The sequence below is a fragment of the Pseudomonas sp. UBA3149 genome (assembly GCF_002364655.1).
Taxonomy (GTDB): Bacteria; Pseudomonadota; Gammaproteobacteria; order Pseudomonadales; family Pseudomonadaceae; genus Chryseomonas; species Chryseomonas luteola.
Map to the genome: position 1 here is coordinate 12,580 of NZ_DEYV01000027.1, position 14,810 is coordinate 27,389.

The 14,810-nt window shown below is 52.6% G+C and carries 9 protein-coding genes; 5 read left to right on the forward strand and 4 right to left on the reverse strand.

Going from position 1 to position 14,810, the window contains the following annotated elements; translation table 11 throughout:
* Nucleotides 1–108: 108 nt before the first annotated feature.
* Nucleotides 109–3,384, forward strand: coding sequence for a bifunctional diguanylate cyclase/phosphodiesterase (locus B3729_RS16705; protein WP_286788444.1), 3,276 nt, complete (start codon nucleotides 109–111; stop codon nucleotides 3,382–3,384).
* Nucleotides 3,385–3,569: 185 nt separating this feature from the next.
* Here the strand turns inward: B3729_RS16705 and B3729_RS16710 are convergent, their stop codons facing one another.
* The 3 genes from B3729_RS16710 to B3729_RS16720 all read right to left on the reverse strand — a co-directional run bounded on the left by B3729_RS16710 (nucleotide 3,570) and on the right by B3729_RS16720 (nucleotide 8,464).
* Nucleotides 3,570–4,649: a nucleoside hydrolase gene (locus B3729_RS16710; protein WP_286788445.1), complete on the reverse strand. Its 1,080-nt coding sequence runs from the start codon at nucleotides 4,647–4,649 to the stop codon at nucleotides 3,570–3,572.
* A 210-nt stretch (nucleotides 4,650–4,859) separates the two neighbouring features.
* A complete protein-coding gene (locus B3729_RS16715; RefSeq protein WP_286788446.1) occupies nucleotides 4,860–7,235 on the reverse strand; it encodes a glucose/quinate/shikimate family membrane-bound PQQ-dependent dehydrogenase in 2,376 nt (791 codons plus the stop codon).
* An 83-nt stretch (nucleotides 7,236–7,318) separates the two neighbouring features.
* Complete coding sequence (locus B3729_RS16720) at nucleotides 7,319–8,464, reverse strand: aldose epimerase family protein (protein WP_286788447.1); 1,146 nt, start codon at nucleotides 8,462–8,464, stop codon at nucleotides 7,319–7,321.
* Nucleotides 8,465–9,163: 699 nt separating this feature from the next.
* On the opposite strand from B3729_RS16720, the gene B3729_RS16725 reads away from it, so the two are divergent.
* The 4 genes from B3729_RS16725 to B3729_RS16740 all read left to right on the forward strand — a co-directional run bounded on the left by B3729_RS16725 (nucleotide 9,164) and on the right by B3729_RS16740 (nucleotide 13,104).
* A complete protein-coding gene (locus tag B3729_RS16725) occupies nucleotides 9,164–9,928 on the forward strand; it encodes an SDR family NAD(P)-dependent oxidoreductase (RefSeq protein WP_286788448.1) in 765 nt (254 codons plus the stop codon).
* Between the two features lie 119 nt (nucleotides 9,929–10,047).
* Nucleotides 10,048–10,467 carry a DUF2946 domain-containing protein gene (locus B3729_RS16730; RefSeq protein ID WP_286788449.1) on the forward strand — a complete coding sequence of 140 codons (420 nt, stop codon included), beginning with the start codon at nucleotides 10,048–10,050 and terminating at the stop codon, nucleotides 10,465–10,467.
* Between the two features lie 82 nt (nucleotides 10,468–10,549).
* Nucleotides 10,550–11,935 carry a PepSY-associated TM helix domain-containing protein gene (locus tag B3729_RS16735; protein ID WP_286788450.1) on the forward strand — a complete coding sequence of 462 codons (1,386 nt, stop codon included), beginning with the start codon at nucleotides 10,550–10,552 and terminating at the stop codon, nucleotides 11,933–11,935.
* Between the two features lie 152 nt (nucleotides 11,936–12,087).
* Nucleotides 12,088–13,104 carry a hypothetical protein gene (locus B3729_RS16740; RefSeq protein WP_286788451.1) on the forward strand — a complete coding sequence of 339 codons (1,017 nt, stop codon included), beginning with the start codon at nucleotides 12,088–12,090 and terminating at the stop codon, nucleotides 13,102–13,104.
* A gap of 88 nt (nucleotides 13,105–13,192) precedes the next feature.
* On the opposite strand, the gene B3729_RS16745 is transcribed toward B3729_RS16740, so the two are convergent.
* Nucleotides 13,193–13,429 (reverse strand): hypothetical protein, encoded by a 237-nt coding sequence (locus tag B3729_RS16745; RefSeq protein WP_010799101.1) that lies wholly within the window; start codon nucleotides 13,427–13,429, stop codon nucleotides 13,193–13,195.
* Between the last annotated feature and the right edge of the window lie 1,381 nt (nucleotides 13,430–14,810).

Below are 14,810 nucleotides of genomic sequence, written 5' to 3' on the forward strand. Positions count from 1 at the left end.
AACCAATGGCGGTGTATTGGCTCAGACCTATAACAAGCCAAGCCGTAGCCTATCGTGGAGCGGTTGTTGCTCTACCCGCATACTGACCTTCAGGCGTACCTTTTAATTATGGATCAAACGACCCAGCCTCTTGATCTTGCGCAGTGTGACAGGGAACCGATTCATATTCCCGGATCGATTCAGCCACACGGTATATTGCTTGCTATCGACCCTGATACCCAGACTATTCAACAAGTTGCCGGTGATACTGTGCGGTTTTTAACACGAAACCCTACTGGCTTGCTGGGGCAGCCAGTCGATACGGTTTTTGGGGCCGAGGCCGCGACATCTCTTCTGACGCTCGAGCCTGATATGACTGAACCTTTGTATTTAGGCTCGTTGTCGCCAGCAGGCAACCTTGGTATGCCCGTAGATCTGACAGCACATATTTGCAATGGTGTGTTGTTTCTAGAGCTGGAGCCTTCCTCAGAGCATCAAATCACTGCGGCGCAGAGGGTCGGCGAGATCCATCGGGTTCTTACAATTTGGAGTGCCACAACCAGTCTGCACGCTCTGCTTAAGAGTGCAAGTGAGGAGTTTCGCCGCCTGACCGGGTTTGATCGGGTAATGATTTATCGGTTTCTAGAGGATGGGACTGGGCTTGTCGCATCTGAAGACAAGATCGATAGTCTTGACGCGCTCCTCAATCATCATTATCCCGCCTCCGACATTCCCAGGCAGGCGCGAGCGCTTTATCTTCGGAATCCCATCAGAACAATAGCGGATGCTGGGTATACACCTGCTCCGCTCATTCCGGTATTGAACCCCATTACAGGTCAGCCATTGGACATGAGCGGATGCAGCTTGCGCAGCGTTTCGCCCATTCATGTTCAATATCTTAAAAACCTGAACGTTACAGCCTCTATGTCCGTCTCGATAGTCGTGGATGGGCAACTATGGGGACTTGTCTCCTGCCATCATACCTCTCCCAAACGGGTCTCTTATGATATGCGCGAGACCTGTAAACTATTAGGGCAGACGCTGGGCCAATCGATTAAGGCGCATTTGGAAAAAGCGATTAACAATCAGGCGCAGCAATTGGCTTTTGCTCGTGAAGAGTTACTCAATAGGCTGACAGGGTTGTCTGCTGTTGAAGAAAGTATTCGGCGCTATTTGAAGGATGTTCAGCACCTTGTTCACGCAGAGGGTGCAGCACTGCTTCTTCACGGTAAGCTTACCCTACTGGGCAGTACGCCATCTGAGGAGCAGGCCCGAGCATTGATAGAGTGGCTTCTGGAGCCATCCATGCCGACTACCTTTGCGACCAAAAGTCTTGTAGATCATTATGAGCCTGCAAAGGTGTATGCCACCCAGGCCAGCGGCTTACTGGCGGTTGTAATCTCGCACAGTCCTCCGTTTGTATTGCTATGGTTCAGGGCCGAATATCTTGAAACCATTAATTGGGCAGGTAATCCCCATAAGCCAGTTGAGCCAGGTTCTACTCCTGGGCAGTTGACGCCGCGAAAGTCATTTGAAGACTGGAAAGAAACGGTTCGCTATCAAGCCAAGCCCTGGTCAAAGGCTGAAATAGATTCAGCCCGAAAGTTTGGCCGGGCGCTTCTTGATATGCGCATGAAAGACATGCTCCAAGGTCTGAACGGGCAGCTGCAGAAAATGCTGGTCGATAAGGAGGTTCTCCTTGCCAGGAAAGACTCGCTAACCAAAGAGGCGCAAGAGCACATTCAAACGCTGCATAAGCGTGAGGCCGAACTGAGTGCCATCCTGGAAAATACCAGTGACGGGTACATCTGTACGGATGAAAGGGGGGCTGTTACCGCCTGGAATCGCAAAGCCGAAGAGATCTTTCTCTGGAGTCGAGAAGAAGCAATAGGCGCGTCTATAGAGGATTTGATTATTCCGCCGATGATGCGTCAGGCTTATCGTGACGATTTGAAAGGCTTCCTCGCCAAAGGGGAAAGCAACAATGTGGGCAAGGTTGTCGAACATTCGGCGTTGCGTAAGGATGGGATGCTGATTCCCGTCGAGACACGCATCACGGCGATCCAGATTGACAGCCGTACGATCTTCAGCGCCTTTGTACAGGATATTACGCCGCGCAAACTCCAGGAAAAAGCGCGATTAAGAGATGCTCAGGAGGATGCTCTGACGGGCCTGGCCAACCGGCGTATGATGTATCGCTTTCTCAAGGCGAGGTTGGAGGCCAAGCCTACCGCGGAGAATCCGCTTTGGCTCTTATACCTTGATCTGGATGGTTTCAAACCCATAAACGATACCCTTGGGCACGCGGCTGGTGATCAGATGTTGGTTGAGGTTTCTCACCGCCTGAAACAATGTATGCGTGAGGATGATCTTGTCTCCCGTATTGGGGGCGATGAGTTCGTCATTGTGGCCAGCGGTCTGCCAAACCGGGCTTTTATTGAAAAACTCTGCGAGCGACTCCTTAATAGTCTGCGAAAGCCTGTGTTGATCAATAAGCATGAAGTGAGTGTAGGATGCAGCATAGGGATCGTTTCGGCGCCGGAGGATAGCTGTCAGGCTGACGATCTCTTGCGTTTTGCCGATATAGCGCTTTACGAAGCCAAAGCGTCAGGCCGGAACACGTGGCAGTTTTACACCTCACGGATGAGTAGTCGTCTTCTGGTTCGGCGGCAACTCGAGACGGATCTTAGACTGGCTTTACGCCGAGACGAATTGCGCTTGGAGTTTCAGCCCCGTTATAAGATACGAGGTGGTCATCTAACAGGGGCCGAAGCCTTGGTACGGTGGCAGCATCCTCTACGCGGCTATTTAAGCCCTGACCATTTTATTTCCATTGCGGAAGAAACCGGCCTAATCGTGCCATTGAGTGACTGGGTATTACGCAGGGCGTGCCTAGAGGCTATGCAGTGGAAGGACTCGGCCTTTGTCTCAGTCAATCTTTCACCAATAGAATTCAAGCGCAGTGACTTGGTAGCTCGCATACAAGCGGTTCTAGAGGAAACCGGGCTTGCGCCTGAGCGCCTGGAGCTTGAGATTACCGAAAGCGTTATGCTTGATAATACCAACGATGCCTTGGCTATTATGCGAGCACTCAAGGAGCTGGGCGTTAGGCTAGCCATGGATGATTTTGGCACCGGCTACTCCTCATTAAGCTACGTCCATACTTATCCCTTCGACGGCATCAAGATCGACCGTAGCTTTATTGCCGCGTTGGATGGCTCGTCTAGTGGCGAGGCAATTATCGAAGCCATCATTGGTTTGGGTCGTGCCTTATCGCTCACTGTTACGGCTGAAGGCGTTGAAACCCAGGAGCAGCTTGAATTATTGACTCGGCTTAATTGCCATCAGGCACAAGGGTTTTATTTAGGTCGCCCCGCGCAGGGTGATCTGCTTATGACTCACTAGCATGATTTGTAGATACGCAACTTCCCTAGTACCACGGGGGCTTGGTTAAAGCAGCAAGGGATCTAACACTATCCGCTAAGTTTTTATTTAGAATTTCTGGCAGCGGAGGATGCGCCAGCAGCGCAGACCTGTGTGGAGGCAAGGACAGGGTTGCAACAATACAGCTGGCAACCCTAGGCACCACTTCATGGTCGTTTGACTGGGGCAGGCAACGTAACCAGCTTTACATAATCATTCCAAAAGGCTTGTTGATCGATAGCAAATACCACCTTGGCTTTCTGGGTGCCTAATGGGGGATTCTTGTAGTAGCCCAGTGACCTGCCGTAGTTCGGGCCAAAGTGGGTATCAACGTCAACCCAAAGGTCTTTCGATTCGGTTACCAGTTCTGGGTGCACCAGGAAGAGCGCCGGCAGACTGTCCCAGGTAAAACTCTGGTAGGCAGGGTCCTTGTCGAACTCAGAGCCCAGGACTGTCTTGTACAGGTCAGGGATAACCCCTTCAGCGGCCACGATGCGCTTGTAAACGCCTGCGTTGAAGATGACCTTTTCGCAGACGTCGTTGGGAAAGATCACATGCTCTATCGGCGAGCGTAAAACGATCCGTGCAGCCTCCGGGTCGAACCACCAGTTGAATTCTGCTGCGGGCGTGGTATTGCCTGGAATCTCGATGGCGCCGCCCATGTACACGATCCGCTTGATCAGCGGCACGATCTCAGGTGCGCTGCGGATGGCCAGGGCAAGGTTAGTCAGCGGGCCGACAGCCAGAATTGTGACTTCGTGAGGGTGCTGCTTGATGCTATCGATAATGAACTGGGTCGCTGATTCAGGGCGTACCGTCGTATGGGTGGCGCGGCCATCCGGAGGCGCGATGAGCGCGTCGGCTGAAGTCGGTCGTGGACCTTTAAAGGCGCCAGGCCAGCCCGCGCCAAACAGTGCCTGTTCTTGCGGGTACGTCGAGAGGTCATGTAGAAGCGGGTAAGCTGCGCCAGAATAAACGCCGACCTCCTTTTCCACGCCCATACGCTCGACGGCCTTGAGGGCGTCTACCTGCTCTTGATCCACCCAGGCATTGCCGCTCACCAACGTCATGCCCAATAGCTCGATCCGTTTTTGCGCATGCAGTTGCGCCAGCATGATGAATGCCTGACCGTCATCATTGAGTACATTGAAGTCGGTATCGAAAATAACCTTGTCTGCAGCCTGTATAGGGCCTGCCAGAACGCCAAAGGCCAGGACGGCGGCGCAGTATTTGAAGAGTGCTCGCATCGGTTGGGGGCTCTTGTTTTATAGTGATGCAGCAAGTGAGACAGGTCTCATCTGCCCGAAAGCTGTATTGCCAAGCATAACGCAGCGGCAATGAACTCTGCCAACAATGACGTTCATTTTGGCAGGCCAATTCCTAGGCATAATGCAGAAATAGCGAAGCCCGGATAAGGTTTCCGGGCTTCGCGTAGAGGTCAGCTCTGATTACGAATTTTACTTCGTATCGGGAAGGGCGTATGCAATCAGATAATCACCCATTTTGGTGCCAAAGGAGCCGTGCCCGCCCGCCATGATGACAACGTACTGCTTGCCGTTGGCTTCGTAGGTCATGGGTGTGGCCTGGCCACCAGCCGGTAGACGTGCCTCCCATACCTTGTCGCCATTGGTCACGTTATAGGCGCGGATATAGTTGTCCTGAGTACCGGCAATAAACATTAGGTTACCTGCTGTCGAGATCGGGCCTCCTAGCATAGGGACACCAATTTTCAACGGTGGCAGTTGAAGCCCCTGCAGACTGTCCCGAATCGTACCGATTCGCTTACGCCAAACTACTTCGTGGGTTTTCATATCGACCCCGGCGACATAGCCCCAGGCCGGCTGCTTGCACGGAAGACCCAGCGGTGACAGGAACGCATTGATCTCTACACCAAACGGCACACCATATTGGGGCTGAATGCCCGTTTCGGTGCCGGTCCCTTTGGCGCCTTCTTCCGGCCACATGGGATTACCCGGGCCGCGCGGAATCAGCTTTGACACAAAGGGCAGCGCCATAGGATTCATTAGCGCTATTTGGCGATCGGAGTTGACGGAGATCCCACCCCATTCAAAGACGCCAAGGTTACCGGGGAAAACAATCGTGCCCTGTTCGGACGGTGGCGTGTATTGACCCTTATAGCTCAGGCGCTTGAAGATCACGCGGCACATCAGCTGATCGAACATGGTGGCGCCCCACATGTTCTTGTCAGTCAGTGTCTGGATGGGGGTCAGGTTCAAGGCGGAGCGAGGTTGCGTCGGGCTTACCCAATCGCCTTCTGCGGCACCCTGTGGTACCGGCACCTCTGTAATGGGCACAATGGGCTTGCCGTCACGACGATCCAGTACGAACAAATTACCCGCCTTGGTCGGTACGTAAACAGCAGGAACTGTGTCGCCAGACTCTACCTTTACATCAGCAAGAGTAGGCTGGGAAGGTACATCCATGTCCCAGAGGTCATGGTGGGTAGTCTGATAAGACCAGACCAGTTTACCGGTCGAGCCGTTCAACGCAACGATAGCACTGGCATAGCGCTCCATAAGCGGCGTACGGTGGCCGCCCCAGATATCAGGCGTGGCGTTACCTGTCGGTACATAGACTACATCTGCAGCGGCATCATAGGCCAAGGGTGCCCAGGCGTTGGGTGAGTTGTTAACCAGGGTCTTGCCGTCAGTCGGGATCGCATTGGGATCTTCTGCACCCGTATCGAATATCCACTGCAACGCGCCGGTATTGACGTCATAACCCCGGATAGCGCCTGATGGCTCATGGATAGAGAAGTTGTCAGTAACTGAGCCACCAATGATTACTGTAGTGCCCGTTACAACCGGCGGTGAGGTGGGCTGTAAACCACCTGGATAGGTATAAGGATGCATCTCCTTAAGATCCAGCTCGCCATTATTGGCAAATTCGCTACATGGTTGGCCATTGTCTGCGTTGATGGCAAAGAGACGGCCATCATTGACGGGCAGGAAGACCTTGCGTGGGCAGCTGGTTCGAGCCTGGGGTTTACCGGCGAGGCTGGCTGCAAACTCCGTGGTGTTGGCTTGATCATAATAGGATACCCCACGGCAGGTCAGGTGCTGGTAGGAGGGTTCCGATTTAAGCTTGGGATCGAACCTCCATTTTTCCTTGCCTGTAGCCGGGTCCAGCGCTACCAATATCTGGTGCGTGGTGCAGATATACATGTTATCGCCAATCTTGATTGGGGTCAGTTCGTTAGTGGTTTCCCCCGAATCATTCTCGGTTCTGGACTCGCCACTACGAAATGTCCAAGCGACCTGCAGGTCTTTGACGTTGTTCTCGTTAATCTGATTCAGCGGCGAGTAGCGCGTACCGCTTTGGGTCCTGCCGTAGGCAGGCCAGTCCGCCGGGCTGATACCCTCTACCGGCTGAGCCTGGGCAGGCTGGGTAGACGCCAGGCTGCCATTGATCTCCTGCGGATCATTGAAGATCGAATACACCAGTACGGCAATGGACAGCACCAGCGTTGCAGATAAAAAGGTTTTGCTGGCTCTAAGACCTGCGCCAATGCCACGCGTTACTCCAGGAATCAACAGCCAGATGCCCAATAGCCCGAGAATATTCAGGCGTGGTACGAGAGCCCAGAAATCGGTGCCTGCTTCCCAGAGGCCCCATACGAGCGTCACGAGCATCAGTACCGCATAAAGCCAGATCGCGGCGGTAGAGCGACGCGCGAGCAGAATAGCGCTGATCAGCAGAGCAATACCGCTGATCACGTAATAATACGAGCCGCCTAATACTGCAAGCCAGGCCCCTCCAATCACTAAAATTACCGCGAATTTAACGGCGATAACCGCAGTGAAAGTTCTCAATCCAGACCTTGTCGATAAAGTGCTCATCAACTGTTTCTCTCTTTGTAAAAACGCGCGGATCCTTTAGTGAACTATCAAAGGCGTTATTGAATACCGAAACGGAATACGGTCGTGCTATTAAATACCTCCCCAGGCTTTAATACCGTACTAGGAAAGTCCGGTTGGTTCGGGCTGTTTGGATAATGCTGGGTTTCAAAGGCAAACGCTTCAGTCTGCCGATATACCTTGCCGCCTGCGCCCGTTACGTTCCCCTTGAGAGCGTTACTGGTATAAAACTGCAAGCCGGGTTCTGTAGTCAGGCACTCAAGTGTGCGACCCGTTCCATGATCAACGACCTTGGCCGCATCTTGTAACGCCTTTGGATCAGCGCCTTTGTTCAATACCCAGTTGTGGTCAAAGCCATGGGCATAAAGGAGCTGTGGGTCGTTGGCGCGAATGTCTTTGCCAATGGCTTTAGGCGTTCGGAAGTCAAAAACACTGTTTTCCACAGGTTGCAGGGTACCGGTAGGAATCGACTGAGCATCGGTGGGAAGATAATGATCGGCATTTATCTGCACCACCTGATCCAGGACTCCATGGGTACTGTCAGGTCCGGTCAGATTGAAGTAACTGTGGTTGGTCAGGTTGATGACCGTGTTCTTATCCGTCTGGGCCTGATAGTCAATACGAAATGTATTGTCGTCAGAAAGGCTGTAGGTAACAGTTAGCTGGAGGTTGCCTGGAAACCCCTGATCGCCCTCTGGGCTGTTTAGCTTCAGGGCAGCCTTGACCACAGGGCCTTCAGTCACCAGTGGCGTGACCTGCCAGATGCGCTTGTCATAGCCCTTGCTACCGCTGTGCAGCGTATTAGGACCATCATTTCGTTCGAGCTGATAGTTTTTTCCGTCAAGTATGAACTGCCCTTTGGCGATGCGATTGGCGTAGCGGCCAATCAGAGCGCCAAAGTGGATGCCTTCACGAGCATCCACGACTTCGTAACCATGCAGATCATCGTACCCCAGCACAATGTTGGCGCGTTTGCCGTGTCGGTCAGGCGTAATGATCTCCGTAATAACACCACCAAAACTTAAAAAAGAGACGCTTATGCCTTTGTCGTTAGTCATGGTGTAGCGCGTTACAGAATGGCCATCTCGCGTGGTGCCGTAAGATTCCTGAGACAACGTCGAAGCAGCGCTGTATTGGCTGGCGAATATGCCTAAAGCAGCTACGAACAAACCTGAAGCCCGCATTGTTATAAGTCCACCTAATTGAGCAATACAGGTCAGAGTCAAAATGTTACAACTCGTTCGTTGCCAAAGTGCGATAAACACTGGATTAGATCTTTCACGTACAAAGTGTCAGGAAATTAGGCGGTTTGGACTTCTATTTGGACTTCTATTCGTCTCTGCGTTAATAACTGAACGTAGCCTGATATGGCCGATTTGCCCGAGGTTTTCTGCAGTCGTACGATATGCAGACAAGGCTGTACCTAATGAAAGTTTTAAGGGTCGTGAGCAAGCGGAACGAATAGCAATCCTTGAATTCTGTGAAAAATTTAAATGCTTTTAAAGCGATTCAAAATTTGTTTTCGTTGTGTAATTTATTGCATGCCGTTTCGAGTAGAGGCGTTGTCGGCGCTACATGTAATCGCGGCATTGAACCGCCCAAGCGATCAAGTGAACGACATAGCATTGAGAAACCAATATTCAGTCAAATTAATGAAGGTTTGCATAGACGACGTCTAAGTGACTCTCGAAGCACTAGCGGGCCGCTTGTGTTTCATTCGTTGTGTTCTCGATAAGCATCGCTTGTAAAGTGGTATGCGTGCCCTCGCCAGAATGTACTTTCTAACTAGCGATCGCTTGGCTCTGCAATGCACCTCCTGATGAACTTGGGTTTGCTGCTGCGGTTCTACTGGTGCATACCTTCCATGATCCAGAGAGGCTGACATGACTCGTTTTACTAACAAGGTGGTGCTCGTGACAGGGGCAGGATCGGGTATTGGTGAAGCAACTGCCAAACGATTTGCGGAAGAGGGCGCTAAGGTCGTGCTGGTGGGCAGTACGACCGAAAAGCTTGAGCACGTGGCGCGTACGCTTCCAGCGGATAGCAGCTACATCAAGACCGCTGATGTCTCGGACCGGATTCAAGTAGAGCAGCTGATCGCGGATGTTATCCAGAAGTATGGCCGCCTGGATGTGCTGGTGAACAATGCGGGTACGGTGGCCCAGGGCAAGATTACCGAGGCTGATGTCGACGACTGGCGCAAGGTCATGTCCACCGATCTGGACGGTGTGTTTTATTGTAGCCGAAGCGCCTTGCCTGAACTGATCAAGCAGAAGGGCTGCATCGTCAATGTCTCCTCGGTCTCAGGCTTGGGCGGTGACTGGGGGATGAGTATTTACAACGCGGCCAAAGGGGCAGTAACCAATTTCACCCGCGCCTTGGCAATGGACTTTGGTGAAGAAGGCGTCAGGGTCAATGCCGTTTGCCCCAGCCTCACTAAAAGCGAATTGACAGAAGATATGCTTGGCAATGAGTCGCTTATGGCCAGCTTCAGGGAGCGGATTCCGCTGGGTAGACCAGCCGAGGCTGAAGAAGTCGCTGATGTCATTGCGTTCCTGGCCAGTCATGATGCCCGTTTCGTGAACGGCGTGAATCTTCCTGTCGATGGTGGGCTCTCAGCCTCCAATGGGCAGCCCAGACAGGCCTGACCTCTCAAAAGCCGGTGTTGCGCCATGTGGCTGCAGCCCGGCGTTTACGTGTATATCCACCGCTCGACAACAAATCCCGCATCTGGCCTGTGCCTGCCATCAGTGCTAAATTGGTTGGTATGAAGTCAGTTCGAGCCCATTTTACTTCTCTTGCCTGGATGCTGGTTGCCGCCGTCCTGCTCAATGGTCTCGCCTGCAGTTTTGGTCACGGCATCATGCATGGCCAGACATACCGTCTCCCGTCGCCCCACGAAACAACGGTGGTGATGGACCATCACGTACATCACCATGCTATGACCGCCGCGCCTGATACGCACCAGGGCAGTATGCCCATGGTTGACTCATCTCATGATTCAGCTATCAAGCAGCTTGCCATGAGCGATTGCGCCTTCGCTGGTACGCTTCCACTGGCGCTCATGGTTTTCACGGCGCTGAGCTGGCTGCTGCGTCATAAACGGCAACGCCTGTATCATCTGGACGCCGGTTGTCGACGACCTCCCCGTGACGCATTTCCCTGCCTCAATCCCCGCGCGCCCTGACAGCCACTGGCGGCATTTACTTACTAACCCTTAGTTGGCGGCAGCCATGTGTTGTCGTCGTGCTTAGCCGTGGTGAATTCTCATGTCAGGTTCTTCGCCAGCGTCGGTCCAGAATAGACCGGGCGCGTTTATCCAATTACTCAGACGATTGCACTTCTATATCGGGCTTTTTGTTGGTCCTTTTCTTCTCGTGGCGGCGCTGAGCGGTATTGTCTACGCTTTAACCCCTCAGCTTGAGGACTACCTTTATGCCGATGCCCTGCATACGGATAGCCAGGGCGCTCCTCTCAGCCTTGCCGCCCAAGTGCGTGCGGCCCAGGCAGCGGTAGATCCGTCCTCTCGCATCACTGCCGTACGCCCTGCGCCTGCAGCCGGTGATACTACCCGGGTGATGTTCAACGCGCCGGGCCTGGGCGCTTCAGAGAGCCGTGCCATCTTTATCGACCCGGTGACCGGTGAGATCAAAGGCGATATGAAGGTATACGGGACGAGTGGTGTCCTGCCATTACGCACCTGGCTGGATCAGTTTCACCGGGGCCTTCTGTTGGGTGATGTGGGGCGAATCTATAGTGAGCTGGCGGCATCCTGGCTATGGGTCGCCACCTTGGGCGGCTTGGTGTTATGGGCGTCACGACGGAGTCGTACGCGTGGTAAGACGCCGGCGGGTCTACGCTCTCTGCATGGGTCCACAGGGGTATGGCTGCTGGCAGGGCTGCTGTTCTTTTCGGCCACGGGGCTGACATGGTCACAGTATGCAGGGAGCAATATCGGCATTCTGCGTGCATATTATGGATGGTCGACGCCTGTTGTTTCGACGGAGCTGGGTAGCTCAACCACCATGAAGATGCCCATGGATGAGCATGCCGAACATCATATGCACATGGATAACATGCCGAAGATGGAAGCGGTTGATCCCGACGTGTTTGATCACGTGATGGCCGCTGCACGTACCCAGCACATTGACGCGGCAAAGGTGGAAATCAAACCTGCCATGCGGCCGGGAAAAGCCTGGACGGTTAATGAAATCGACCGTCGCTGGCCTACTCATGTGGATGCGGTTGCTATCGATCCCGGCTCCTTGGCGGTGGTGGATCATGTCCTGTTTGCTCAGTATTCTCTGCCAGCCAAACTGACCCGGTGGGGTATAGATGCGCATATGGGGGTACTTTTCGGCCTTGCCAATCAGCTGTTGTTGATTGGATTTGCGGGTGGCCTTGTGGTCATGGTGGTTTGGGGATACCTGCTCTGGTGGCGTCGGCGTCCGACCTTTAATGATGCTCCTCAACCGAGTCTTATCGATGCATGGCGTGAACTGGGCCTGGTTCAACGAATCCTGGCGATTGTGATCTCGACGGTACTGGGGATCTGTCTGCCTGTATTAGGCGCCAGCCTGCTTGTGTTTCTAGCGGTGGATTTCATTCTGGGCTTCAAGGCTTCGTTTTCAGATCTCAAGCAAAGGCAGTTGTAGTACAAGGGAGAAAAACGCTGGCTGCACCGTGAGCGGTTAGCGTTTCTCCTCTCCAGTTCGCGTACTGCCAAAGCTGTCAAGATGATTAAGTAGGAACCCGAAACTTAAATTGACCACACAGGCAATACCCTATTTGTTCTGTGGAGGCTGATATGTCAGTAAAAGTGCTTGGGCCCGCTGAGCCAGGTTTTAGCCTTGGCAGCAATGATTATGGCCCAACGCCTGGGCTCAACGGTGGCCTGGCTCAGCCATACGGCGGACAGGTTAATTTCGGTTCGCCTTCTGAGCTTGCCAGCCAGGGAAGGGAAATTACGTTCGGCAAGGCTGGGGCTGGTCATTCCCCAGGTGGCGCCAAGGGAGCTAGCGAAGAAGATTTGATGGCATTGGTGCGTGACCTGGTGCAGCAAATCCTTCAGATGATTGCGCAACGGTTACAGCAAAACCAGAACGACACGGGAGCATCCTCTCAGGGCCAAAGTAAGGGTAGGGAGGTAGGAAAAGCCACCGCACCAGCGGCTGGTAGTCCGGAACAACCTTCTGTAGCTTCTGGCCCTGCTGTAACTCCCGAAACTCACCCGCAAAAGGTAACGTCTGCAAGCCCAGCCAGTAGTGACGGGCCCACTGCCGGTAGCGGTCCGCGTGCATTCAATATAACCAATACTCAGGACCATCCGATCAAAATAGGCCAATTCGATAAGAACGAACAGTTGACCGCTGAGCTAACGCTTGAGCCAGGGCAGACAGGCGTTATGAGATTCGAGAACGATACCACCGGACTGCTCAAGCAGGCGGATGCAGACGGATATTACCGCCCTGATGCCAGCCGGCTGGAATTCTTCAACGGCTTTATCAATACCAGTGACATCGATGGCCGAAACGCTTCGATCCATGCCACGGATAACAAGGGATTCGAGATTGGTGATAACAAGAGTATTGCTGACGCTGCGCCCGGCAATATCGTTACAGTCGATTCTGCTGGTAACAAGACCATTGCTGGCTTTTACGATGGTTCGACAGAAACCATGAATAAAGGCGGCCAGTTCATGACCGAGAAGCTCGGTACAGGCATGACTTACATGCACCCTGATGATGATCGTCTGCCCACTGGACAGAATCCGATGCGCCATACTGATTCGATGACATTGGATGTCACGTTTGGGAAGCCATAAATAAAGTCGGTGACGCACCGTGTGGCGATATACAAGTACAGAAAGCCCGAGGTGCCTAGGGCTTTCGTTAAATCTTTTGCAGACAGTGCTAGCGACGACGATTCAAATCTCTCAGGCCAAACCAGAGCACCGCCTGGGTGCTAAAGCCGATAATCAGGACAAAAAGCCCAACTGCCATGAACGTCCAATGAGATGAAGCGTAGCCCAAGCAAACAACGACCGCCGCTACGATGCCAATGAGCAAAGGGATGCGGCTGAACCAGAGAGCTTCGTGATGAACTCGGGATTCAAGCATGGCAATCATTTCTTCCCTGTTTCTGCGCATTGGTGTCTACCTGTTTTACTAATGCGGAATGTGGCTCCCATGAGTATAGTCAGCATTTGCATTAACGTAGGCTGTCTAGCCGTACGTTTTACCTTTACGACCCACGGTCTGATAGAACTTAGTGCCCGGCAGGCACAGTGCGGACACATGATGCTTTAAACACATGCTTTGGAGTGGAAGAAGCAACGCGGCCATATTCCATTACAGCATCGCAGCGGCGTCTTTCCTCGCTAGGGCGCCCTAGAGCAAACGCTTTGTTGATTATCCCTCATCCTAAAGAGGACACAACGTTCTGTCTTTAAGGTAGGTCGTTCAATAACGGCATCTGAGAAATTGGGTTCCCGATACAGCAGAGTAATAGTTTGAGGCTCCGCGAGTAATAATTCACTTAAGGATGGCGGGTCGCATCCTGATGCGCCTGCTGGGTATCAACTTTGTATCCGATCTGTGCAAGGCCAAACAGGGCATTCTGGTACAAGGGCCGATTTGAGGTTTACACAAGAGGTCATTTCCTGCTCAGCCGTTGATTCAAGGCGGCTTGTCTTACAAGAATCTTGGAAGCTACATCCTGACCTAATCCCTTGTATCCATTATTTACTTACCTTTACCGTATCTGATGAACTTCTCATCCCCTAATTGAGTATCTTTACCGTGCTAGCGGTCCTGCTAGTAAGTTGAAGCTAGGCCTTTAGCCTGGATGGACGTTGTATTGTCTTATTCCTTTAAGAACAGATATCCGTCCGGGCTATTTTTCAGCTCGCCTCTAATAGCCCGTGCTATTGCAACGCTTCTACTTTGATATCGGCTCGGTATTTCTTGGTTTAGAAAAGGGTTGCAGTCTGACAAACAGCTATACCGTTTAGCCGGTCCTGTCGTGATACAGCGTTTTACGGCTGTCTATTAGAAGTACTTTCAGAAATGGGTAATCGTTCTTTGCAGGAGGTGTGGCATGCGCATACAAAGCAGGTTGTTGCAGAGAATATTGAAGAAGATGCAGGCTGGGATGTCGGCCTTGGGTAGTTTTGCCTTACTTGCCCTTTTTACGATAAATCACTGATGTGAGACCTGCTAAAAGAGGCTCAGCGTCTTGTAAAGTGATCCTTCATAAACGGCAGGATGGTAGCCTCAATCAATCCCAACTGATGTGCCTGTGATGGAGCGGCGTCGTGGCTCTGGTCCGGGTAACGCCTTGAGTACTGAATTGATCCGCCTCGCTGGTGCCAGTGAGGTCTTCCTGCCGGTGGTCTTCCATACTGGATAGCATGTGGCTTTTAAGGTGCCGTATTTGCCTTGCTTATAAGTAAACCGCAACCGGACCTGCACACTGTTTCGAATTGTATCTAGATACCATGCTTACGAAATGGCACAGTACGGTACCAAA

Coding starts and splice junctions, on each gene's coding strand:
- B3729_RS16740 (WP_286788451.1), top strand. CDS start 12,088: ATGTCAGTAAAAGTGCTTGGGCCCGCTGAGCCAGGTTTTAGCCTTGGC.
- B3729_RS16730 (WP_286788449.1), top strand. CDS start 10,048: ATGAAGTCAGTTCGAGCCCATTTTACTTCTCTTGCCTGGATGCTGGTT.
- B3729_RS16720 (WP_286788447.1), bottom strand. CDS start 8,464: ATGCGGGCTTCAGGTTTGTTCGTAGCTGCTTTAGGCATATTCGCCAGC.
- B3729_RS16745 (WP_010799101.1), bottom strand. CDS start 13,429: ATGCGCAGAAACAGGGAAGAAATGATTGCCATGCTTGAATCCCGAGTT.
- B3729_RS16735 (WP_286788450.1), top strand. CDS start 10,550: ATGTCAGGTTCTTCGCCAGCGTCGGTCCAGAATAGACCGGGCGCGTTT.
- B3729_RS16710 (WP_286788445.1), bottom strand. CDS start 4,649: ATGCGAGCACTCTTCAAATACTGCGCCGCCGTCCTGGCCTTTGGCGTT.
- B3729_RS16725 (WP_286788448.1), top strand. CDS start 9,164: ATGACTCGTTTTACTAACAAGGTGGTGCTCGTGACAGGGGCAGGATCG.
- B3729_RS16705 (WP_286788444.1), top strand. CDS start 109: ATGGATCAAACGACCCAGCCTCTTGATCTTGCGCAGTGTGACAGGGAA.